At 59.8% G+C, this 21,960-nt stretch carries 20 protein-coding genes and 1 tRNA gene; 12 read left to right on the top strand and 9 right to left on the bottom strand.

Features of this window, described 5'->3' with window-relative positions; genetic code table 11:
• Window positions 1–109 precede the first annotated feature (109 nt).
• The 6 genes from EAY64_RS08335 (at window position 110) to EAY64_RS08360 (ending at window position 6,127) form a co-directional block, all read left to right on the top strand.
• Window positions 110–1,030, top strand: a complete 921-nt coding sequence (locus EAY64_RS08335; RefSeq protein WP_103524305.1) for an alpha/beta hydrolase family protein — start codon at window positions 110–112, stop codon at window positions 1,028–1,030.
• Between the two features lie 64 nt (window positions 1,031–1,094).
• Window positions 1,095–1,742, top strand: a complete 648-nt coding sequence (locus EAY64_RS08340; protein WP_103524326.1) for a 2OG-Fe(II) oxygenase — start codon at window positions 1,095–1,097, stop codon at window positions 1,740–1,742.
• A gap of 60 nt (window positions 1,743–1,802) precedes the next feature.
• On the top strand, window positions 1,803–2,903 hold the full coding sequence (gene aroC / locus EAY64_RS08345; RefSeq protein ID WP_103524306.1) for a chorismate synthase: 1,101 nt from the start codon (window positions 1,803–1,805) through the stop codon (window positions 2,901–2,903).
• Window positions 2,904–2,954: 51 nt separating this feature from the next.
• Complete coding sequence (locus tag EAY64_RS08350; protein WP_103524307.1) at window positions 2,955–4,379, top strand: EAL and HDOD domain-containing protein; 1,425 nt, start codon at window positions 2,955–2,957, stop codon at window positions 4,377–4,379.
• 285 nt (window positions 4,380–4,664) lie between these two features.
• Window positions 4,665–4,901 (top strand): acyl carrier protein, encoded by a 237-nt coding sequence (locus EAY64_RS08355; protein WP_103524308.1) that lies wholly within the window; start codon window positions 4,665–4,667, stop codon window positions 4,899–4,901.
• Window positions 4,898–6,127: a beta-ketoacyl-[acyl-carrier-protein] synthase family protein gene (locus EAY64_RS08360; RefSeq protein WP_103524309.1), complete on the top strand. Its 1,230-nt coding sequence runs from the start codon at window positions 4,898–4,900 to the stop codon at window positions 6,125–6,127. Before EAY64_RS08355 ends, EAY64_RS08360 begins: the two co-directional genes overlap by 4 nt.
• 146 nt (window positions 6,128–6,273) lie before the next feature.
• Here EAY64_RS08360 and alkB read toward each other — a convergent pair whose 3' ends face one another.
• The 4 genes from alkB to EAY64_RS08380 all read right to left on the bottom strand — a co-directional run bounded on the left by alkB (window position 6,274) and on the right by EAY64_RS08380 (window position 11,473).
• On the bottom strand, window positions 6,274–6,915 hold the full coding sequence (alkB, locus tag EAY64_RS08365; RefSeq protein ID WP_103524310.1) for a DNA oxidative demethylase AlkB: 642 nt from the start codon (window positions 6,913–6,915) through the stop codon (window positions 6,274–6,276).
• A 21-nt stretch (window positions 6,916–6,936) separates the two neighbouring features.
• A complete protein-coding gene (gene ada / locus EAY64_RS08370) occupies window positions 6,937–8,010 on the bottom strand; it encodes a bifunctional DNA-binding transcriptional regulator/O6-methylguanine-DNA methyltransferase Ada (protein ID WP_103524311.1) in 1,074 nt (357 codons plus the stop codon).
• A 174-nt stretch (window positions 8,011–8,184) separates the two neighbouring features.
• Window positions 8,185–9,207: a porin gene (locus tag EAY64_RS08375; RefSeq protein WP_103524312.1), complete on the bottom strand. Its 1,023-nt coding sequence runs from the start codon at window positions 9,205–9,207 to the stop codon at window positions 8,185–8,187.
• 838 nt (window positions 9,208–10,045) lie between these two features.
• Window positions 10,046–11,473, bottom strand: a complete 1,428-nt coding sequence (locus EAY64_RS08380; protein WP_103524313.1) for an aminotransferase-like domain-containing protein — start codon at window positions 11,471–11,473, stop codon at window positions 10,046–10,048.
• A 175-nt stretch (window positions 11,474–11,648) separates the two neighbouring features.
• Between EAY64_RS08380 and EAY64_RS08385 the strand changes: the two genes are divergently transcribed.
• On the top strand, window positions 11,649–11,903 hold the full coding sequence (locus EAY64_RS08385) for a hypothetical protein (RefSeq protein WP_103524314.1): 255 nt from the start codon (window positions 11,649–11,651) through the stop codon (window positions 11,901–11,903).
• Window positions 11,904–12,220: 317 nt separating this feature from the next.
• Here the strand turns inward: EAY64_RS08385 and EAY64_RS08390 are convergent.
• A tRNA-Ser gene (locus tag EAY64_RS08390) sits at window positions 12,221–12,310 on the bottom strand.
• Window positions 12,311–12,552: 242 nt separating this feature from the next.
• On the opposite strand from EAY64_RS08390, the gene EAY64_RS08395 reads away from it, so the two are divergent.
• The gene (locus EAY64_RS08395; RefSeq protein ID WP_103524327.1) at window positions 12,553–13,704 is read left to right on the top strand and encodes a pyridoxal phosphate-dependent aminotransferase; all 1,152 of its coding nucleotides are present in this window, start codon (window positions 12,553–12,555) and stop codon (window positions 13,702–13,704) included.
• A gap of 177 nt (window positions 13,705–13,881) precedes the next feature.
• Here EAY64_RS08395 and EAY64_RS08400 read toward each other — a convergent pair whose 3' ends face one another.
• Genes EAY64_RS08400 through apbC form a run of 4 tightly spaced genes read right to left on the bottom strand, consistent with a single transcriptional unit; the run spans window position 13,882 to window position 16,488 of the window.
• Complete coding sequence (locus EAY64_RS08400) at window positions 13,882–14,160, bottom strand: barstar family protein (RefSeq protein WP_103524315.1); 279 nt, start codon at window positions 14,158–14,160, stop codon at window positions 13,882–13,884.
• Complete coding sequence (locus EAY64_RS08405; protein ID WP_103524316.1) at window positions 14,151–14,603, bottom strand: ribonuclease domain-containing protein; 453 nt, start codon at window positions 14,601–14,603, stop codon at window positions 14,151–14,153. The genes EAY64_RS08400 and EAY64_RS08405 overlap by 10 nt, the downstream gene beginning before the upstream one ends.
• 3 nt (window positions 14,604–14,606) lie before the next feature.
• On the bottom strand, window positions 14,607–15,377 hold the full coding sequence (murI, locus tag EAY64_RS08410; RefSeq protein WP_226034202.1) for a glutamate racemase: 771 nt from the start codon (window positions 15,375–15,377) through the stop codon (window positions 14,607–14,609).
• A 19-nt stretch (window positions 15,378–15,396) separates the two neighbouring features.
• Window positions 15,397–16,488, bottom strand: a complete 1,092-nt coding sequence (gene apbC, locus EAY64_RS08415) for an iron-sulfur cluster carrier protein ApbC (RefSeq protein WP_226034216.1) — start codon at window positions 16,486–16,488, stop codon at window positions 15,397–15,399.
• A gap of 369 nt (window positions 16,489–16,857) precedes the next feature.
• Here apbC and EAY64_RS08420 point away from each other — a divergent pair, with 369 nt between their 5' ends.
• The 4 genes from EAY64_RS08420 (at window position 16,858) to EAY64_RS08435 (ending at window position 21,518) form a co-directional block, all read left to right on the top strand.
• A complete protein-coding gene (locus tag EAY64_RS08420; RefSeq protein ID WP_103524319.1) occupies window positions 16,858–18,117 on the top strand; it encodes an MFS transporter in 1,260 nt (419 codons plus the stop codon).
• 145 nt (window positions 18,118–18,262) lie between these two features.
• On the top strand, window positions 18,263–20,320 hold the full coding sequence (gene metG, locus EAY64_RS08425; protein WP_103524320.1) for a methionine--tRNA ligase: 2,058 nt from the start codon (window positions 18,263–18,265) through the stop codon (window positions 20,318–20,320).
• A 231-nt stretch (window positions 20,321–20,551) separates the two neighbouring features.
• On the top strand, window positions 20,552–20,737 hold the full coding sequence (locus EAY64_RS08430; protein WP_059286504.1) for a hypothetical protein: 186 nt from the start codon (window positions 20,552–20,554) through the stop codon (window positions 20,735–20,737).
• A gap of 160 nt (window positions 20,738–20,897) precedes the next feature.
• Window positions 20,898–21,518, top strand: a complete 621-nt coding sequence (locus EAY64_RS08435; RefSeq protein ID WP_103524328.1) for a VC0807 family protein — start codon at window positions 20,898–20,900, stop codon at window positions 21,516–21,518.
• Window positions 21,519–21,960: the final 442 nt, after the last annotated feature.

Below are 21,960 nucleotides of genomic sequence, written 5' to 3' on the forward strand. Positions count from 1 at the left end.
CGCCATGGCGGCCCGTTTTTCATGGAGCGAGCGTATAGAAGATTGACCTGCCGCTGGACTTGCCTTAATCATACGGTCGTTTGCTTGGTGGGTTGGCAAGGTGAGAACAATGGCAGAAAAGCAGCAGCAGGACTTGTATGTGGAGGTCGAGCAGCAGCGGCTGCATCTGCGGCGTATCTGGCGTGAGGCAGACGGACCGCCGATATTGCTGGTTCATGGGGTCATGGCTGATGGCCGGATTTTCTATAGCGACAGCGGCAAGGGGTTGGCGCATTTTCTGGCTGATGCCGGCTACGATGTCTTTGTGGCCGATTTGCGTGGCCGTGGCCGCAGCACACCAAAAATCGACGCCAGCTCGCGCCATGGCCAAACCGAAATCATTTGCCAGGACCTGCCGGCGCTGCATGCGGCCATTCACCAGCTCAAGGGCGGGCAGCGTCTGCACTGGATGGCGCATTCCTGGGGTGGCGTACATATGAGCAGCTGTTTGCTGCGCTATCCACAACTGGCCTCGCAAGTGGCCAGCCTGGTGTACTTTGGTAGCAAGCGCAGCATAGCCGTGCGTAATCTGCGCAAATGGCTGGAGGTCGATCTGATCTGGAATATCGCCGCGCGCTGGCTGATTCGCTGTTATGGCTACCTGCCGGCCAGACGCATTGGCCTGGGGGCCGACGATGAAACCGAGAAAAGCCATCGCCAGAGCAAGCGCTGGGCCAAGCTGCGCCCCTGGGTGGACAGTGATGACGGCTTCGACTACGGCGCGGCAGCGCGGCAGGTATCGCTGCCACCGGCCCTGTATTTCGCGGCGCGTAATGATCCCTGTCGTGGCCATGTCGAGGATGTGCGCCGCTTTCGCGACGAGTCCGGCCCGCATCTGTCGCGGCTGCGTTTGCTCGGACGGGCTGCCGGGCACTGGCATGACTACGACCATGTTTCCTTGCTGACCCACCAGGATGCACCGGCCGACCATTTTCCGCTGGTGCTGGACTGGTTGCGGGGCCGGCATGACAAGGTTATCGAAAACCACTGACAAAAATCATGCCGCAGGCCGAGTGGCTGTGGTAGAACAGCCGGCTCTAGTGGAGAATGCCGCCATGACGCAAGTGACAGACCTATCCCCAGCCACGCTGGATGCCATTATCGACACCCTGGCCGAGCAGGGGTGGGTTGTCGATCACACCCTGTTCAGTGCCGAAGACATCCGGCGCCTGCAGCAATGCTGTCTGGCGCAGTGGGATGAAGGACGATTTCATGAGGCAGCCGTCGGACGGGCCGACCAGCAAGGTCGGCGCAGTGAAATCCGTTCCGACTCGGTATTGTGGCTGGAGCCGCAGGATGCCGAACCGGCCATTGCCCATTATTTTGCCACCCTCGATCAAGTGCGCCACGCGGTGAATCAAGCCTTTTATCTGGGGCTGGAGGATCTGGAGTCACACTTCGCCGTTTATCCGCCGGGCAGTTTCTACAAGAAACACCTGGATCGCTTTCGCGATGATGACGCCCGCGCGCTGACCGCCGTGTTGTACCTGAATGAAGACTGGCCCACCGATGCTGGCGGGCAGATGCGCCTGTACCTGAATGATGAATGCAGCCGCTCACTGGACGTGGCCCCGCAGGCCGGCACGCTGGTGTTGTTCCTGTCTGACCGCTTCTGGCATGAAGTGCTGCCGGCCTCCCGGCAGCGGCTATCGGTCACCGGCTGGTTTCGCCGGCGTCAGCCGGGACTCGCTTGGTCGTCGTAGACAGGTTTTGCCGTGCTAGAATCAGGCCAAACCAGATGAAATGACAAGGGACGAATCAAGATGTCAGGCAACACCATGGGGCTGCTGTTTACCGTAACTTCCTTTGGCGAAAGCCACGGGCCGGCCATCGGCTGCGTGGTGGATGGCTGCCCACCGGGCTTGGCCATCAGCGCTGAAGACATTCAGCAGGAACTGGACCGGCGCAAACCCGGCACTAGCCGACATGTGACCCAGCGGCGGGAGCCGGATGCGGTCGAAATCCTCTCTGGCGTTTACGAAGGCAAAACCACCGGCACACCGATTACCTTGCTGATCCGCAATACCGACCAGCGCTCCAAGGATTACGGCAATATCGCTGATACCTTCCGTCCCGGTCATGCCGATTACACCTACTGGCACAAATACGGCGTGCGCGACCCGAGAGGCGGTGGCCGTTCCAGCGCTCGTGAAACCGCCGTGCGCGTGGCGGCGGGGGCCATTGCCAAAAAGTGGCTGCACGAGCGCTATGGCATCGTGATCCGTGGCCACATGACCCAGATCGGCCATGTGGAAATCCCCTTCAAGAGCTGGGATGTGGTCAACAGTAATCCTTTCTTTGCTGCTGACGAAGCCGTGGTGCCAGAGCTGGAGGCGTACATGGACTCCATCCGCAAGAGCCTGGACTCGGTGGGCGCCCGCTTGCGCGTGGTGGCGGAAAACGTGCCGGTGGGCTGGGGCGAGCCGGTATTCGACCGTCTGGATGCTGACATCGCCTATGCCATGATGAACATCAACGCCGTCAAGGGTGTGGAAATTGGCGCCGGTTTTGCCAGCGTCAGCCAGCGCGGCAGCGAGCATGGTGACGAGCTGACACCGCAAGGTTTTGCCAGCAATCACGCCGGCGGCATTCTGGGTGGTATTTCCACCGGGCAGGATATCGAAGTATCGATGGCGATCAAGCCGACCTCGTCCATTGCCCAGCCGCGCCGCTCCATCGACCGCCAGGGCAATCCCATCGTGATGGAAACCCATGGCCGCCATGATCCGTGTGTCGGCATCCGTGCCACGCCGATTGCCGAGGCCATGCTGGCACTGGTGCTGATCGACCATGCCTTGCGCCACCGTGCCCAGTGCGGCGATGTGGTGGTGGATACTCCAAAAATACCGGGCCGAATCGACTAAACTGCACAGAGGCTGTCTGTCCCGCAGCCGGGTGTCATGAGAGAGCGAACCATGTTGAAAAACCTGATTGGCGGTTTGGCCGGTCGTCTGAAAAAAAATGAAGAAAGTCAGGCCGACGAAATCGCTGCTGTTGAAAAAGAATTGGAAGCTTCGCCGGTAAAGCGTGCTGTCGAGCCGGAAACGGTCGATCAACTGCCGCCGACCCTCGGCTTCGTCACCCACCAGCCGGTCATGGACCGGCAGCACCGTGTGGTGGCCTACGAGTTTTTCGTCAAATCCGGTGCGGCGGCCAAGGGCAGCAAGCATCAGGATTTTGATCGGCTGATGCTGACCACGCTGCAGAATATGGAAGTGTTCCGCCTGCTGGCCTATCGGCGCGCCCTGGTACACATTTCCATCAGCTCTCTGTCCGAGCCACTGCTGCTGCAGATGCCGGCCAAGAGCGTGATCTTTGTGCTGGAACCGGACCCGAACGAGCCGGTCACCGCCGAAGTGATGCAGGTGCTGGACGAGCTGCGCATCAAGGGCCTGCGTTTTGCCATCGAACCGGCGGCGTTCGATGCCCAGGTCCTGGTGGAACGTTTGCAGCCGGAACTGTTCAACCGCATGGATTTCATGCTGCTCGACTTCTCCGCACCGTCTACCCGCGTACTGGCGCCCATTCTGGACCAGCTGCCGCGCCGCTATCCCAATGCGCGCTGGATGGCACGCAATGTCGGCACCGCCGAGGATCTGGATGTATGCCTGCGCGCCCCGGGCAGCAATCGCTTCGCCCTGTTCCATGGCCCGTTCATTGCCACGGTGCGTAGCCTGGAGAGCGGCAAGGTAGACAGCAACCAGACCCGTGTCCTGCAGATCATGCGCATGCTGCGGGCCAATGCCGAGCCGCGCGAACTCGAGGCGCAGTTCAAGCTGGATTCGGTCTTGCTGTTCAAGCTGCTGCGTTTCATCAATTCCCCGGTGAACGGCCTGGCCCGCAAAGTCCAGACCATCGAGGAAACCCTGCTGCTGCTAGGGCGTGAAACCCTGTTCAAATGGCTGTCCATGCTGCTGTTTACTGCCAAGAAGGAAGACGGCACCGCACTGGCCTTGCTGGAAAAGTCGCTGATCCGCGCCCGTTTCCTGGAGCGGCTGGGGGCTTACCGCGGCAACAAGCTGGAGGCCGAGCACCTGTTTCTGACCGGCATGTTCTCGCTACTGGACGTATTGCTCAACCAGCCCTTCCCTGATGTGCTGGACCCGCTGGAGCTGCCGCCCACGGTGCGTGACGCCGTAGTGGAGAACAAGGGCATGTTCAGCCCCTATCTGGCGCTGGCACTGGCCTGCGAACAGGGAGATGAGCAGCGCATCAATGCCCTGTGCAAAGTGCTTAATTTTGAAGTAGAACACGCCTGCCGTTATTACATCGATTCGGTCGTGTGGGCGCAGGAAGTATTGCGCGAAAGCGATGTGCACAACGACGTGGAAGCCGTTTAGAGCGGCGGCTACTACTGCGTGGGCAATCTGGCCAGCGCCCGGGTGCTGGCTTTTTACATTGTTGCGCGACAATTTGTAACAGCAATATAGTGTGGTCCCGGTATGCTTGCCGACGGAGATGACGATGCGTGTTTTTTCGCTATGAGGCATCGCTGTCAACAATCGGCATAAAACTCGACAACAAACACTATAAATTCCCATCAGGCGCAGGCATACAATAGCGCCTCATGAAAAAATAACCCCCGCCATGGTCCAGTTGCCTGACTGTGCGGGCAAGGCAGCGTGATGAACACTATCGAGCAGATCAAGCAAGTCATTGTGGAAAAATTTGGCGTGAATGCCGACGAAGTACAGGCAGAACGTCCGCTGGGCGAATATGGCCTGGATTCGCTGGGGCAGATCGAGCTGCTGTTTGCCATCGAAGAACACTTCGAAGTATCCATTCCCGAAGAAGAAGCCCACGTTGCCAATTTGCAGGAACTGGCCAATCTGGTGGACCGCTACAAGGCGGAAAAGGCATGAAAACTGCCGTTGCCATTACGGGCATAGGCCTGATTTCGCCTCTGGGCAATCAGGCAGAGGCGGTTTTTTCGCGCCTGATGGCCGGTGAGTCGGGCATTCGGCTGCTGGATGCAGCGGCAACCGGTTGCAAGCCGGCCGTGGTCGGCGCTGCCGAGTTCGACCCGGCTCCATGGTTTACCCGTTTGCAGCTATCCGGAGTGGATCGCGTCAGCCAGATGGCAGTTGCAGCCGCCACGCTGGCGCTGGAAGATGCGGCGCTGACGCTACCGGATGAGCGGGAGCAACTGGGCGTGTATGTCGGCTGTGCGATGGGCGGCAGTACCGCGCTGGACAAGGGCTTCCATAATTTTTATGCCGAAAAGTCACGGGTATCGCCGCTGTCGGTCATCGCCAGCATGGCCAATGCCCCGGCGGGGCATATCAGCATGCGTTTCGGCATTACCGGGCCTTCGGTGAATTATTCGGTGGCTTGTGCTTCCTCCGCCATTGCGCTGGGCGAAGCCATGCGCGCCATTCGTCATGGTGAAATCACCCATGCCATTGCCGGTGGTGCCGAGGCCATGTTGTTGCCGGGCATCATCAATGCCTGGCAATCCATGCAGGTACTGGCCAGCACCGCTGGCGAGCACCCGGAGCAGGCCTGCCGTCCTTATGACAAGGAGCGTAGCGGGCTGGTGCTGGCAGAAGGCGCGGCCTTCCTGATTCTGGAGCGGCTGGACGCTGCACTGGCGCGTGGCGCACGTATTTATGCCACGCTGGATGGCTATGCCTGCCGCAGCGATGCCACCCATATCACCAAGCCGGATGTTGGCGGTCAGGTGCGCACCATGCGTGCCGCGCTGGCAGATGCCGGCCTGGACGCCGGGCAGATTGGCTATTGCAATAGCCATGGCACGGCCACCCAGGTGGGGGATGTGGTGGAATGCCAGGCCTTGCAGAGTATCTGGGGGGAAAATACCCCTGGTTTGCAAGTAAGTGCCACCAAGTCCATGCATGGCCATTTGCTGGGCGCGACTGGCGGACTGGAAACCGCCATCACCGCATTGGCGCTATACCATCAGCAAGTGCCGCCAACCGCCAACTGCCGGCAGCTGGATGAAAATTGCCGCGTGCAACACGTACTGGGCAAGGGCGTGGCGGCTCCCGACCTGCAGGCAGCCATCAGTAATTCCTTTGCCTTTGGCGGCAGTAACGCCACTCTGGTATTGCAGCGCCATCAGGCGTAAAGCCGCAGGCCTGACTCTGCAGTGCTTGGCAACTGCCAGAGTGGATGTGATGACAGAAAACCCGGCCTGGCCGGGTTTTTTCACGTCTGCTTCAGCCGCCTAGGGCAGACCTTGCGCCACTCTGCCGTCAAGTAGCTGGATGTTGGTCAGGCGCAACGAAATGTCAGGCTGATGCGCCGACTACCCAGCAGCGGGTGCCAGCCATCTGCCAGTGGCATGATGCCGTGAAAGCACAGGCGGGCCGGGCCACCAAATACCAGCACATCGCCATGATGCAGTGGAATTTTCTGGTGAGCAGACTGGCGCTGTGTCCCTCCCAGCATGAAACGGGCTGGTAATCCCAGCGACAGGGTGACAATGGGCTGCGCGAAGTCACGCTCATCCCGGTCCTGGTGCAAGGACATGCGGCTACCCGGTTCGTAGCAATTGATCAGGCAGGCGTTGCTGCGGAAGTCGGCAAAACCGGCTGTTGCCGCCCATGTACTGGCCAGATCGGCTAGCAGAGGAGGCAGCGCAGGCCAGGGCAGGCCGCTGGCCGGATCCTGGTCGCTGTAGCGATAGCCGCGCTGATCGCTGATCCAGCCCAGTTGGCCGCAATTGCTCATGGCCACCGACATGGTATGGCCGCCAGGAGTCTGCATGCGGCGTAAGGGTGCTTGCTGCAGCACCCGGTTTACCGCCTGCCAGATGGCATCTTGCTGTGCCAGCGCCTGGCCGGCCAGCAGGGTGGCACCCGGTGCCAACAACCGTGGCGGGCAGGTCTGGCTGTCCGGAAACAGATCATCCATGAAGAGAGATTGCCTGTGTTGTCATGATTGTTCCTTGTCCAGCAGGGCCTGTTTGCGCGCGATACCCCAGCGGTAGCCTGAGAGCTGGCCATCCTGGCGCACTACCCGGTGGCAGGGGATGGCAACTGCCAGCACATTGGCCGCACATGCCTGCGCCACGGCACGTACCGCGCTGGGGCTGCCGATTCGTGCTGCCACTTCGCTATAACTCAGCGTTTGCCCTGGCGGAATCTCGCGCAGTGCCTGCCACACCCGTTGCTGAAACGCCGTGCCGCGAATATCCAGCGGTAGCGGCAGACCTTGGCGCGGATTGTCGATCAAACCGATGACCAGTGCCACTTGCTGCTCGAAATCCGCATCGGCACCGATCAGCTGAGCTTGTGGAAACTGATCCTGCAGCTGCTGCAGCAATTGCTCCGGCTGTTCCCCCAGCAGGATGGCACAGATGCCCCTATTGCTTTGTGCTACCAGGATGGCCCCCAGCGAGCATTGGCCGATGGCGAAATGCATCACCGTCTGCTTGCCACCTGCCCGGTAATTAGCGGGAGTCATGCCCAGCATGTGTGTGGATTCGGCATAAAAACGGCTGCTGGACTGATAACCGGCGGCATAGATGGCATGGGTGATGCTGGTGGCGCTGCCGAGTTGCTGTTGCAGCCGTTGCTGGCGTGCCGCCATGGCATAGCCGCGCGGCGTCAAACCGGTGGCGGCCTTGAACAGACGGTGAAAGTGATAGCGGCTCATCCCGGCTTCGTCTGCCAGTTGTTGCAGATCCGGTGTCTGCTCTGCACTGGCGATGCGTTTGCAAGCGGATTCGATCAGCGCGGCCCGTCGTTGCCGGGGTGATTGCTGGTGCGGGGTGCAGCGCAGGCAGGGGCGGAAACCAGCTTGCTCGGCGGCCGTGCAATCAGCAAAGAAATACACGTTGTGCGGCCTGGGCAAGCGTGCCGGGCAACTGGCACGGCAATACACACCAGTGCTGGCCACACCATAGACAAAGCGCTCGTCTGCCGCGTGATTACGTTGCAGCACATCCTGCCAGCGCGGATCGCTGCTGATGAGTTCGGCATGTTGTTGCTGTTTGCGGCTGACCATGGCGGGCTCGATTCATCAGGAAGATGGCTTACTGTAGCGCTGGTGAGCAGAGCCGACACCACGCGGCTTGCGCTCGAATTCTAGCAGTTTGCACCGCAAGCCTGGCTGAGGACAGGCATAAAAAAAGCCTGCATAAGCAGGCTTGAGAAGGATGTCACTGACTTGCGAAAAGGCTTAGAAGCTCTTGGACAGACCAATCAGCTCGCCATTGCGGGCGCTGCCACCGGCTTGCGGCTTGTCATGTGACAGCTCGACATAAGCCATGGTGTGCTTGCTCAGGTTGTAGTGCAGCAACAGGTTGACGTATTTTTCCGTGCCTTGTACCAGTGCCGGAGAGTTGTCCTTGCGTACCCCGGTTTGCAGACCCAGCTGGGTATTGCCAATGGTGTAGTAAGCGTACAGCGAAGTGGCATTGACCACGCTGTCATCAGCCAGCTTGTTGCGCTGGTATTCCACCGCCAGTTCCAGCGCATCAATCGGCTTGTAATTGGCAGTCAGGTGCAGCTGACGGTTGCTGCCCAGCTGGTTGGTGTTGGTGGCATTGCTGTTGGTGGTATTGCTGGATGCGCCGTAGTTGGCGGAAACCGTCCAGTTGCTGCCACTGAAACCGGCCAGTACCGAATAACGGTTGGTGCCGCTGCTGGTGCTGGTCTTGTTTTCATCGGTAGAGAATTGCACCCCGCCGTAGAAGCCACCCAGATTACCCGGCAAGTCGTAACGCACCATATTGTTGCCGGTTACGCCACCGTACCAGCCCAGGTGGTTGTCCGGTCCAGCCCAGACGCTGTAATCAAATTTGCCGTCTTCCACGTTGCCGGTACCCTTGCCGGCACGAATCATACCGAAGCTGCCCTTGAGGCCGACAAAGCTGTCATCGCTGGCAAAGGTATTGGCCTGCTTGCCCATTTCGTCGTAACCGCTGCCAGTAGGCGAGAAGCGGTTATTCACCTGGAAGATGGCGCTCAGGCCATTGCCCAGGTTTTCTTCGCCATTGAAGTTGATCTGGCCGCGACCTGCCACATTGGTGGTGGACACCGCTGCAGGGTTGGTGGTGTAGCCCCAGGCATTGTTGGCCGCACCGTTGTACTGCAGCACGCCGGCACGGACAAAGCCGGAAATGGTGACGCCGGCATCATCGGCATGGGCGTAACCGGTGCAGGCGGCCATTACTGCCAGCGCAATATACTTGCTTTGCATGTTGTCTTCTCCAATTGTCTCATTTTGTTGTTTTGCTACTTCTGCGGCAGATTCTTGCAGTATTTCTGCGCGCTTCTGACGCTGTTGAAAGCAGGGACATTGTTAATTTCTGTGTTGTAGGTGGTCAAACGTAATCTATGTAGCTTGTTTGCTACATTTTGATGCGTTCTTGTGTAGTAATTTAACTACATGAAATTTGAGTGGCAAATTAGCTTTGCTAAGTATTTATTACTAGAAAATTGCATGAATCAGCATTTGGCAGCATTAATCCACTGTGTTGGCAAAGTGCAACGTATTGGCATTTTCTGTCTCATTTTGGGTTTTTTGAGGTTTTATGCTGCAGGTGCACATATGAAAGTAGGCAGGCCAGGGGCGTGAATGAACCGTTCTTAATGGCAAGCCAGGGGAAATGCTCACGCCCCAGCTCAGGGCTAAATGGGGTGTTCTGGCCATTTTGGTGCGGTGATCCCCGTCAAAACAGGTAGGTCGGAGTGGCGATCAGCGGTGTATGTGGCAGGGCGGTGCGCGCTTGCCCCGCGACAGTGCCGGTCTGCTGTCTGCGATGTCTGCTTATCTGGCAGGCTGTTTTGCGCAATAAAATTGCGTGGCGGGTGCGTTTGCCGCGAATTGTCTGAGCATCATGGTGGATGGTGAACGGCGGGTATGTGCCCGGCAGGTAGGCCATGAGTGCAGAGGTGGCCAGCCGGGGCGGCTCGCCAAGATTTACATCCAGCTCGGCTTGCAGGCTTTAGCAACAGGCCGGGACAAGAGAAACGCTCAGCCACGCCATGCTGATGCTTGAGTGCTTTGCTGTCTGATGCGACGGGTTTGCAGTCAGTCAGCCTTGCTCAGCATATTGTTGACGTACCAGCGCGCCCAGCCGTACCAGCCTGGCCTGCTGGGCCTCGCTCCACGGTTCGGCACAAGACAGCCGTAGGCAGTGGCGGTAGTCGCCGCGCGGGGAAAACAGCGGGCCTGGTGCCAGCCCTATGCCCTCCTGCCGTGCCAGCCGGTACAGGGCCAGGCTGTCGAATTCCGGTGGAAATTCCAGCCATAGCACAAAGCCACCTTGCGGACGGGTATAGCGGACATCAGCCGGGAAGTGTCGTGCCAAACCATCCAGTAAGCCCTGCATCTGGTTGGCAATGGCCCGGCGCAAGCGCCGCATGTGACGTGGGTAGGCACCGCTTTCCAGAAAACGCGCCAGCACCGCCTGATTGAGAGTGGGTGTGGAATGGGTGCTCAGGTATTTCTGTACCTCCACCTGGCTGCGATAGCGGCCAGGATCGATCCAGCCTATGCGCAGGCCGGGTGCCACATCCTTGGTGAGCGAGGCGCAGTACAGCACATTGCCGCTGCGGTCGAAGGCCTTGATCGGGCGTGGCCGCTGCCGACCATAATAGAACTCGCCGTAGACATCGTCCTCGATCAGCGGAATGCCGCGTGCCGCCAGCATGTTGGCCACCTTCTCCTTGGCGGCATCCGGCATCAGTGCACCCTGCGGATTGGAAAAATTGGGTACCAGAATCACCGCCTTGATGGCGGCATCGCGCGTGGCCAGTTCCAGCGCATCCACCGAAATGCCGCTGACCGGATCGGTAGGAATTTCCACCACCCGCAGGCCCAGCGCCTTCAGCGTGTACAGCAGGGAAAAATAGGCCGGGGATTCCACCGCCACCACATCGCCCGGTTGGGTCAGGGCGCGCAGCGCCAGATTGAGTGCCTCGATAGTGCCCTGGGTGACGATCAGCTGCTCCGGGTGTAACTGGCCACCCCACTCCATGGCCAGCCGGGCGATCTGGCGCTTGAAGTCCAGATAACCGCTGGGACGGCCATAGTCGGACAGCAAATCCGGATGCCGGCGCATGCAGTCCAGCGTGTAGCGCTGTAACTGCGCCGTGGGTAGCAGCGCATGCGGTGCAACGGCACTGCGAAAGCCCTGCATACGCTCGGTGCGTTGTTCCGACTGGTCTTCCACATAACTCCACAGCAGCGGATCGACTGCCACTTCGGTCGGCGCGGCCAGCCGTAGCGCATGGCCGGCCTCGCTGCGATAGCGCACAAAGTAGCCGGACTGCGGCCTGGCTTCCACCAGCCCCAGGTCTTCCAATCGGCGGAAAGCCTGCTGCACCGTGCTCAGGCTGAGGCCACGGCGCAGTTTCATCTCGCGCAAGGAAGGCAGACGCTCGCCAGCACGCAGCACGCGGGCGCTGATCTGGGCGGCAATGTCATCCGCCAGTTGCAGGTAAAGGGGCAGGGTATCCATCTAGCCATCATAAGGGATTGTCTGCGCCGCACCACGAACAGTTATGCACAAAAACAAGCAGTACAGTTACCGTAAAACCGTAACTGTCATGGCTGTTTATCCACAACTGTGTGGCTACCGGGACTCTGGCGCCCCCTCTAAGCTGTTGTTCATCTACAGCAGGGGAGCAGGCAAGATGAGCACATTGATATTGCGCCAGGGCGAAGTGATGCGCCTGAGCGGCCAACTGCCACAGTCCATGCAGGTTATGCAGGGGCGTATCTGGATCAGCTACTGTGGCCAGGATGTGATCCTGGGGCGCACGGCCAACTGGCAGCCGGGCAAGGCTGCAGGGGAAATCCTGCTGCTGGAGGCAGTGGGTGGCCCGGCCACGCTGGCCCTGCAATTGGCCGGCCAGCACGCCCCGCTGCTATTGGCCAGCTGCAATTAGTCTGGCTGGTGATGGCCAATGCTGGCCGTCAGCAATCCTGCATGGCCGTCAGCTTGGCCTGATGCGGGCAAGCCGGCGGGTATGGTGCGGTCAAGGGCGGTCGGTCGTCCACCCCACGGCTGCAGGATAGCCACAGCCTGCCATCCTGCTGTGCCGGTTTCAGCAGGAAGACCGACCGGCCATGCTAGCCCGGCTAGTCCCCGGTTGAGCAGGGGGGGGTGTGAGGCGGGAGTTTGACTACGCTACCCGGGATAGCCCACCTTCTAAAGAGAAAAACAAAAAAGCCCTTGATTTCTCAAGGGCTTAGCTGTCTGGTCTGGCGGAGAGGGAGGGATTCGAACCCTCGGTACGCTCGCACGTACGCCTGATTTCGAGTCAGGTACATTCGACCACTCTGCCACCTCTCCGACTCAGAGCGACGAATTCTATGGGCAGTCCGGTCGGCTGTCAATAGTCTGATCGCTTGGTTGTGAATTGTTTTTGTGCATGATGCCCGGTTGCCCGGCTTGGGCTGTGGATTAGCTGGCGAGTGCCTCCGCATGTGGGCGGGTGCAGGGCAGTGCTGGAGGGGGCGGAGTGGGCTTGTTACACTGGGCGCATAGCCATTGCGCGCCAAGTGCTGTCGCTGGCGACATAACAGGGGATTGTGGTGCAACTATCAACAAGACTGAATGACATTGCGCCGTTTCAGGTGATGGCCATTCTGGAGCGGGCCCGGGCTTTGCAGGCGGCGGGCAGGGATGTGATTCATCTGGAAGTGGGCGAGCCGGACTTTGCCACGCCAACAGCCATTGTCGAGGCTGGCAGGCAGGCGCTGAGCGAAGGCCATACTTTTTATACTGCCGCGCAGGGCTTGCCGGCCCTGCGCGAGGCGATTGCGGCATTTTATCTGCAGCGTTATGGCGTGGCGGTGGATGCGCGCCGCATCATCGTGACGCCGGGTGCCTCTGGCGCATTGCAGATTGCCTTGTCCCTGCTGGTTGATCAGGGTGATCAGGTGCTGATGGCCGACCCGACTTATCCGTGCAACAGGCATTTTGTCAGCTTGCTGGGTGGTGAGCCGGTTTGCCTGGCCGTGGGGCCGGATTCCCGTTACCAGTTGCTGGCCGGGGATGTGGATGCGGTCTGGGCCGAGCGCACGGTGGCGGCCATGGTGGCCAGCCCGGCCAATCCGACCGGCACCTTGTTGACGGCGGCAGAACTGGCGGCACTGAGTGCCAGCTGCAAGCGCCAGGGCGGCAGCCTGATCGTGGACGAGATTTATCATGGTCTGACTTATGGCTGTGATGCGGCCACGGCGCTGGCGGTGGATGCGGATGTATTCGTGATCAACAGCTTTTCCAAGTATTTCCAGATGACCGGCTGGCGGCTGGGCTGGCTGGTGGTGCCGGAGGCCTATGTCGAACCGGCATTGCGCCTGGCGCAGAACCTGTTTCTGTGTCCGCCGGCGATGGCGCAGCACGCGGCACTGGCGGCTTTCCAGCCGCAGGTGATTGCCGAGCTGGAGCAGCGTCGTGCCGAATTTGGCCGCCGTCGGGATTTCCTGTTGCAGGCGCTCCCGCAACTGGGCTGGAAATTGCCGGTGCAACCGGAAGGGGCGTTTTATCTGTATGCCGATGTCAGTGCAGTGACCGATGACAGCTTTGCCTACTGTGCAAGACTGCTGGAGGAGGTGAATGTCGCCATTACACCGGGGGCGGATTTTGGCCGTTACCGGGCGGCGCAGCATGTGCGCGTGGCGTATACCACCGGTATTGAGCGTTTGGCTGAGGCCGTGGCGCGTATTGGTAGCCTGGCTTAGAGCCACGAACAAAAGCCCGGCTCCTTGATTGCGCCGCCTTGCCCTGTTGGCTGGACTGCTGGTGTCCGTGCGCCTTGATCCGGGCGGTATTTGAGGGGGTGTTAATGCGGTTGCGCTGTGTGTGCCAGATGTGAAAAAGGCTGCCTTTAGGCAGCCTTTTGCATGGCGCGGGTGATGTCAGTGATGAATATCCAGGGTGACATCGCCGCGTTCTGCCGCTACCGATTGCAGGATTTCCAGCAGGGTGGCATAGAGGTCGGCGCCCAGTTGCTGGCGTGACTGTTCGGTATCGCGCCAGATGATTTCAAAGGGGCCGCTGACATCGGCACTCAGGCTGTCGTACAGGGCATCCAGATTGCGGCCGAAGTGTGCAGGCAGCTGCAGCTGGCGGCTCAGCTCGTCATAGAACTGCTCCAGCGATGTGATGTGGTGAAGTTCGCAAATGCTTACTGACATGCTGGCACCTCGATAAAGCGCTGGTAATGGTCAAGAGAGACAAAACGCTGTCCGGCACGCGAGAACACCAGTCGATAGGCGCCGCGCTTGCCTCCTTTATAGTTGAGATCGGCTTCCTGCCACTGCCCCTTGGGCAGCTGCTTTTCATAATTGCCAAAGCGGTCGCCACCAATCGACTTGCCTTGCAGTCCGGGGACGGCCCACAGGCTGCGGCCGGGTTGCCAGCCTGCCTGTTGCGCCTGGCGTTTGGTGAGGAATTGCTCCGGCAGTCTGCCGCTTTGCCCCAAAGCTTGCAGCACGGTAGTCAGTTCTCGTGTATCCAGCCGGTTGCAGGTTTGCTGGTTGACATTGCCGGCGACACTGGCGCATTGCGGCAAGGCCCAGGCGGCAGGGGCGAGCAGGGCGCTGAGCAGCAGGCCCACGATGGCACGGCGTAGCAACATGATTTACTCCAGGTTCAGGGATTCGACAGCGTAGCCATGGCCGATCAGCAGCGGCAGCATGGCTGCCATCGCTTGCGGGTCGTCCGCTGTGGTGATGAAACGGTAGCAATGATCACCAACGCTGTCACTGCCGTGCAGTTGCAATAGCGAATCGACCCGGCGGGCGATGGCCTCGGCCGGGTCGTACAGGGCGATGCTGTCGCCGGTGAGTTCGCGAATCAGTGGTGACAGGAAAGGGTAGTGGGTACAGCCCAGCGCGATGTGGTCGATGTTCTCCTGCAACAGCGGGCGGACGACCTCGGCCACGCGGCGGCGGGTGAGGGTGCTGTCCAGCTCGCCGGCTTCCACCTGTTCCACCCAGCCCAGTCCCGGCCGGCGCAGTACTTCCACCTCGCCGGCATGTTGGTCCAGCAGTGCCTGTACCCGTTCGCTGGCCAGTGTGGCCGCGGTGGCCAGTACGGCAATGCGGCCGGTGCGGCTGGCTGCTGCTGCCGGTTTGATCGCCGGTTCGACGCCAACAATGGGAATGGGCAGCTGTTGGCGCAGCGCGGCAACCGCCGCCGTGGTGGCGGTATTGCAGGCCACCACCAGCAGGCTGGCACCCTGGCTGTGCAGGTAGTGGCCGATTTTCAGGCTGCGCTCGATGATTTCGGTCTTGCTGCGGCCGCCATAGGGGCAGTAGGCCTGATCGGCCAGATAAGTAATCGGCCAGGCAGGCAGCGCCGTTTGCACGGCGCGCCAGATGGATAGCCCGCCCAGGCCAGAGTCGAACATCGCAATCATGCTGTGCGGCTTAGTTGTTCTGGATGACGATCTTGGGGAATTTGCCGGAGAAATCCTGCGCCTTTTCACCCACCTTGACCGCCAGCTTGCGCGCAATGCCCTTGTACAGGGTAGCGATGGCGCCATCCGGGTCAGCCGCAACGGTAGGTTTGCCTTCATCCACGGCCAGGCGAATGCCCATGTCCAGCGGCAGCGAGCCCAGCACCTCCACGCCAAAGTCGGCCGCCATGCGTGCGGCGCCGCCTTCGCCGAAGATGTGTTCGGCATGGCCGCAGTTGCTGCAGATGTGAATGGCCATGTTTTCCACCATGCCCAGAATCGGCACGCCTACTTTCTGGAACATGGTGACCCCCTTGCGCGCATCCAGCAGGGCGATGTCTTGCGGGGTGGTGACGATCAGTGCGCCGGTGACCGGCACTTTTTGCGACAGCGTCAGCTGGATGTCACCGGTACCCGGCGGCATGTCGATCACCAGATAGTCCAGATTGTCCCAGCGGGTGTCGTTGAGCAATTGCTGCAGCGCCTGGCTCACCATCGGGCCGCGCCACACCATGGCCTGGTCGGCATCCACCAGATAGCCGATGGACATGGTCTGGATGCCGTAATTGACAATGGGTTGCAGGCTTTTGCCATCCGGAGTTTCCGGGCGCTGGCCTTGCAGGCCCAGCATTAGCGGCTGTGAGGGGCCGTAGATGTCGGCATCCAGAATCCCCACACGCGCGCCTTCGGCTTGCAGCGCCAGTGCCAGATTGACGGCGGTGGTGGATTTGCCCACGCCACCCTTGCCGGAAGCCACGGCGATGACATTCTTGACGCCAGGCAGCAGCGGTACGCCGCGCTGGGCAGCATGGCTGGTGATCTGGCTGCGTACAGTGACTTGCAGCGCACGGCCAGCGGCAATGGTTTGCAGCGCGGTTTCGAACTGGCTACGCACACTGTCGAACTGGCTGGCGGCCGGGTAGGCGAGTACCACCTCCAGCGCCAGCTGCTCGGCGCTGATCTGGATGTTCTTCACCGCCTTGGCGGCGGCATAGGTTTTACCGGTGTTCGCGTCGATCAGGCCGGCAACGGCCTCCAGTACTTGGGCGTCGGTCAGGGTCATGGTGTCGGCTGCGCTATCTGCGTCCGGCTTGGCACCGAACAGCTTGGTCAGTTTGGAGAGCATGGGGGCAATTAGGATGGGTGGAATACCCGACAATTTTACTATGTTTTAGCACGGGTGCGTGGCTCCCGTTGCGCCAGATGGCATGTTACTCCCGCCTTGCCCGAGTGGCTATGGCCATCGCAAGGTGGCCTGCCACTGCTTGCTACTGATTGCTTCATCTCGAAAGATTTTGCCGTAAGCGATTGATAAGCGTAGAATTAGCCCCTTTTTTTTCACGCCACGGTACGTATTTCGCGTGTTGTTTGGCACCGGCTCGGCCCTGTCAGGCCATGGCTTTGCTCTTTGTCATCAAGAAAGGTTGTTGCATTGCAGTCCAAACATGTTTCTCTCAGTCCGGCCAATCTGCTGTTTCCCCTTGCGCTGGTCTTGTTCGAATTTGCCGTCTATATCGCCAATGACATGGTGCAGCCCGCCATGCTGCAGGTGACCCGTGAATTCATGGTGAATACCTCGTGGGTTCCCACTTCGATGACCGCCTTTCTGATCGGCGGAGCTGTGCTGCCCTGGCTGACCGGGCCGCTGTCTGACCGTATCGGCCGTCGGCCGGTGCTGTTGTTTGGCGTGGCTTATTTCATGCTGGCCTGCCTCGCCAGCTATCTGGTGCATTCCATTGAAAGCTTCATCGCCCTGCGTGTCTTGCAAGGCATGGGGCTGTGCTTCATCAATGCCGTGGGCTATGCCGCCGTGCAAGAGGCGTTTGAAGAAACCGCGGCGGTCAAGGTCACCGCGCTGATGGCCAATGTGGCGCTGATCGCACCGCTGGTCGGCCCGCTGGCCGGTGCCGCGCTGGTGGAAATCGCCCCGTGGCGCAGCTGCTTCCTGGTGATTGCCGCCATGTCCTTTATCGCGCTGCTGGGCCTGATCTGGAAAATGCCGGAAACGGTACAACCCAGCCATGACAAGCTGCCGCTGTCGCAAATGGGCCGCGATTACCTGCGCCTGTTTAGCCAGCGTCGTTTCCTGCTGTCTGCCCTGTGCATTCCCTTGCTGGCCCTGCCCTTGATGGGCTGGATTGCCTTGTCGCCGGTGCTGCTGGTGCAGGATCTGGGCATGAGCACCCTGCAGTACGGCCTGATGCAGCTGCCGGTGTTCGGCGGCCTGATCGCCGGTAATTTCGCGCTGGTGTTGCTGGCCGACCGCTGGCCGCTGGGCCGCTCGGTATTTGTTGGCATGGGGCCTATCGTCAGTGGCCTGCTGCTGATGCTGGGCGGTGTGCTGTTTGCTGCAGAGCCGGTATGGCTGATGGTAGCCGGCATGAGCCTGATGAGCTTTGGCGAAGGCCTCAGCTTTGGCGTGCTCTACCGCTTTGCCCTGATGTCTTCCCCGGTGGCCAAGGGCACGGTATCGGCGTCCATGAGCATGCTGTCGATGGCCGGCTACGCCTTGGGTATCGAGATCTTCCGCGTGGCCTACCTGCTGGGTGGCATGGCTGGCTTTGCCGCGTGCTCGGTGCTCACCGCCTTGCTGTTTGTCCAGCTGGCACGCAGTACCGTGCCGCAGGCCATGGCCGAGCGTGCCGCACCGGCAGATTATCTGCCGCCGGAACTGCAAACTCAAAACAGCTAATTTTCCGCGAAGTACTCTCCAATCAACCCGGTTGGCCCGCTTTTGCCGCGGTTCACCGGGTTTTTTGCCGATCTGCGCCGTGACCGGCAGCGGCATCCGGCTCTATAATCGACCGCTTGAGATCGCTTACCTTCAGGAACACCCAATGAGCAAACGCAAGATTCTGGTGACCAGCGCACTGCCTTACGCCAACGCGGGGCTGCATCTGGGCCATATGCTGGAACAGATCCAGACCGACGTCTGGGTACGCTTCCAGAAAATGCGCGGCCACGAGTGCTATTACGTGTGCGCCGACGACACCCACGGCGCGCCCATCATGCTGGCCGCCGAAAAGCAGGGCATCACCCCCACCCAGCTGGTGGATGCCGTGCGCGAACTGCATCTGGCCGATTCGCAGGGTTTCCTGATCGGTCACGACAACTACTACAGTACCAACAGCCCGGAAAACAAAGCCTTTGCCGAGCAGGTATACAAAGCCCTGCGCGCCGATGACAAGATTTCCAGCCGCACCATCGAGCAGCTGTTCGACCCGGAAAAGCAGATGTTCCTGCCGGATCGCTTCGTCAAGGGCGAATGCCCCAAGTGCGCGGCCAAGGACCAGTACGGTGATAACTGTGAAGTGTGCGGTGCCACCTATAACCCGACCGAGCTGAAGAACCCCTACTCGGCGGTATCCGGTGCCAAACCGGTACTGAAAACCTCCGAGCACTATTTCTTCCGCCTGGGCGAGTGTGCTGATTTCCTCAAGGGCTGGACCAGCGGCAGCACCACCCGTGCCGATGGCGTGAGCCAGTCGCACCTGCAGCCAGAATCACTCAACAAGATGAACGAGTGGATCGAAGGTGGCCTGCAAGACTGGGACATCAGCCGTGATGCGCCGTATTTCGGTTTCGAGATTCCCGATGCGCCGGGCAAGTACTTCTATGTCTGGCTGGACGCGCCGATTGGCTATATGGCCAGCTTCAAGAACCTGTGCGACAGCAAGGGCATCGACTTTGATGCCTGGTTCAAGCCGGGCTCGGATGCCGAGATGTACCACTTCATCGGCAAGGACATCCTGTATTTCCACGCGCTGTTCTGGCCGGCCATGCTGAACTACTCCGGCATGCGCGTGCCCACTGGCGTGTTTGCCCACGGCTTCCTCACCGTGGACGGGCAGAAGATGTCCAAGTCGCGCGGCACCTTCATCCAGGCCAAGAGCTATCTGGATTGCGGCCTGAATCCGGAATGGATGCGTTATTACATGGCGGCCAAGCTGAATGGCCGCATCGAAGACATCGACCTCAACCTCAATGACTTCGTGGCACGGGTGAATTCCGACCTGGTGGGCAAGTACGTCAACATCGCCAGCCGCTCTGCCGGTTTCATCAGCAAGCGCTTTGGCGGCAAGCTGGCCGACAGCGTGGCGGATACCGCCATCCTGCACCAGCTGCAGGCTGCTGCGCCGGAACTGGCTGCCGCGTTTGAAGCCCGCGAATACGCCAAGGCCCTGCGCGATGTGATGGCGCTGGCCGATGAGGTGAATGCCTATGTCGATGCCAACAAGCCGTGGGAGCTGGCCAAGCAGGAGGGGCAGGATGCACGTTTGCAGGAAGTCTGCACCGTGCTGCTTAATGCCTTCCGCCTGCTTACCATCTACCTCAAGCCGGTGCTGCCCAAGCTGGCCGAAGGCGTCGAAGCCTTCCTGGGCGTGGCCGCGCTGAGCTGGGCTGATGCCGACACCCTGCTGCTGGGCAAAACCATCAACACCTATCAGCACCTGATGCAGCGCATCGACCCGGCGCTGATCGACAAACTGATCGAAGCGAACAAACAGAATATGCAAGCGACTGCCAACACCCCGGCTGCTACTTACGAGCTGCTGGCCGACACCATCAAGATCGACGACTTTGCCAAGGTGGACCTGCGCATCGGCAAGGTGCTGGCCTGCAACTTTGTCGAAGGTTCGGACAAGCTGCTGCAGTTCACCGTCGACCTGGGCTTTGAACAGCGCAACATCTTCTCCGGTATCCGTGCTGCCTATCAGGAGCCGGAAAAACTGGTTGGCCGCAATGTGGTGGTGGTGGCCAATCTGGCCGAGCGCAAGATGCGCTTTGGCGTGTCACAAGGCATGATCGTCTGCGCCTCCGGTGCCGAAGAGGGCTCCGGTCTGTTCCTGCTGGACGTGGATCAGGGTGCGGCGCCAGGCATGCGTATCGGTTAAACGCTAGCGCTGAACCACGCTAAAAGCCCTGCCGATCCTGTATCGGCAGGGCTTTGTTTTTGTAGCACTATTGCCGGAAATTCGTCACGAATGTGTCATTTGTCGCTGTTACAGTGCCTCATCAACGCGATGCGGAACTTTATTGTTGGCTAATTTGTCAATAACGTGTTAAACCTTTAGATCAAACTAAAAATTTTGTCGCAATGATAAAAAAAACAAGGAAATACCTAAATGAAAATCTCTCAATTGCAACCGGGTTATACCGTTCTTGAGCATAAAGACAGTGGCGATATCGTCCACTACACCGTCGTCAGCATTCGCCAGGTTGGCAAGATGTTCGAAGTCACTTTCCAATCCGTGCTGGGTCTTGCCAGCGCCTTTTATCCGGCCAACGGTTTCATTCACGCCGCCGCATAATTGCAGTACCTGCTGACCGCCCAAGCCGGTCAGTACACAGACAACACAACCCCGCCGTCGGCGGGGTTTTGCTTTGTGGGCCTTGCACCGGGCAGCAGTTGGCTAGTAGTCGACCTGATTTTTGCCCTATCATCGTTTTTTTCCCACCGATCACTTGCTCATGTCCCGCTTGTTCAAATTGCTGCCGGAACTGGTGTTCAACTTTCTGCTGCCCTGGCTGGCTTATCGCTGGGCGCTGCCGCAGTGGGGAGAAACCACAGCGCTGATGGTGTCCTCGCTACCACCCATCGTGTGGAGCGTGGTCGAATTGCTGCGTTTTCGCCGGGTTGATGCTCTCAGCCTGCTGGTCGTGGGCGGTATCGCATTGTCACTGCTGGTGATGCTGCTGGGAGGAAGCCCGCGCGTATTGCTGATGCGGGAGTCCTTGCTATCGGGCCTGTTTGGTGTGGTTTTCCTGCTGTCGCTGCTGGCGGCTCGGCCGCTGGTTTACCATCTGGCGCTGGCCACGGTGGCGCGCGAGTCGGTCGATGGGCAGGCGCGCTTTATCCGGCGCTGGCAAGAGCCGGCATTTCGCCGGGGCATTCGGCAGATGACCTTGCTGTGGGGCGCCGGGCTCACGCTGGAAACAACCATCCGCTGCTGCATGATCTGGCAGTTGCCGGTGGAAACCTTTTTATTGCTTTCGCCCTTTGTCAGCTACGGCATCATGGGCTTGCTGGTGGGCCTGACCTGGCTGGGGCGGCGACAGCTGCGTAGTTCACCGCCTGCCTGGCAGTCTTGAAGACAAAAAAAGGGGCCGCCAAATGGCGGCCCAAAATTTCCGTGATGAACACTTAGGAGAATACGCGCTGCACTTCGCCTGAGCTGGCGCAGTACGATTCAAACTGCACTGGCTACCTGTCTGCAACACCTTCGTCTCTCGGGGGAGGCGACGGGGAGTGTCGCAAGCGGCCAGCCACTCATGGGGCAGAAGTGACTGGCGGTAACACATTGGCTACTTTAGGCCAGCCGTATTGAGGAGATGTGTCAGGCAAACGGCGAAATGTTAATAAGTTTTACAAATGATTCCCGTGGCATATTAAATTTATTTTAAGAAAGTGTTGACGCTGCCGATCATGGCAGGTACTATGCACTCCTCTTCTGAAGAAACAGCGCAGAAGACGGCGACAGAACACTGACGCGGGATGGAGCAGTCTGGTAGCTCGTCGGGCTCATAACCCGAA

The organism is Aquitalea palustris, from assembly GCF_003693445.1.
In the GTDB taxonomy this organism is placed as follows: Bacteria; Pseudomonadota; Gammaproteobacteria; order Burkholderiales; family Chromobacteriaceae; genus Aquitalea; species Aquitalea palustris.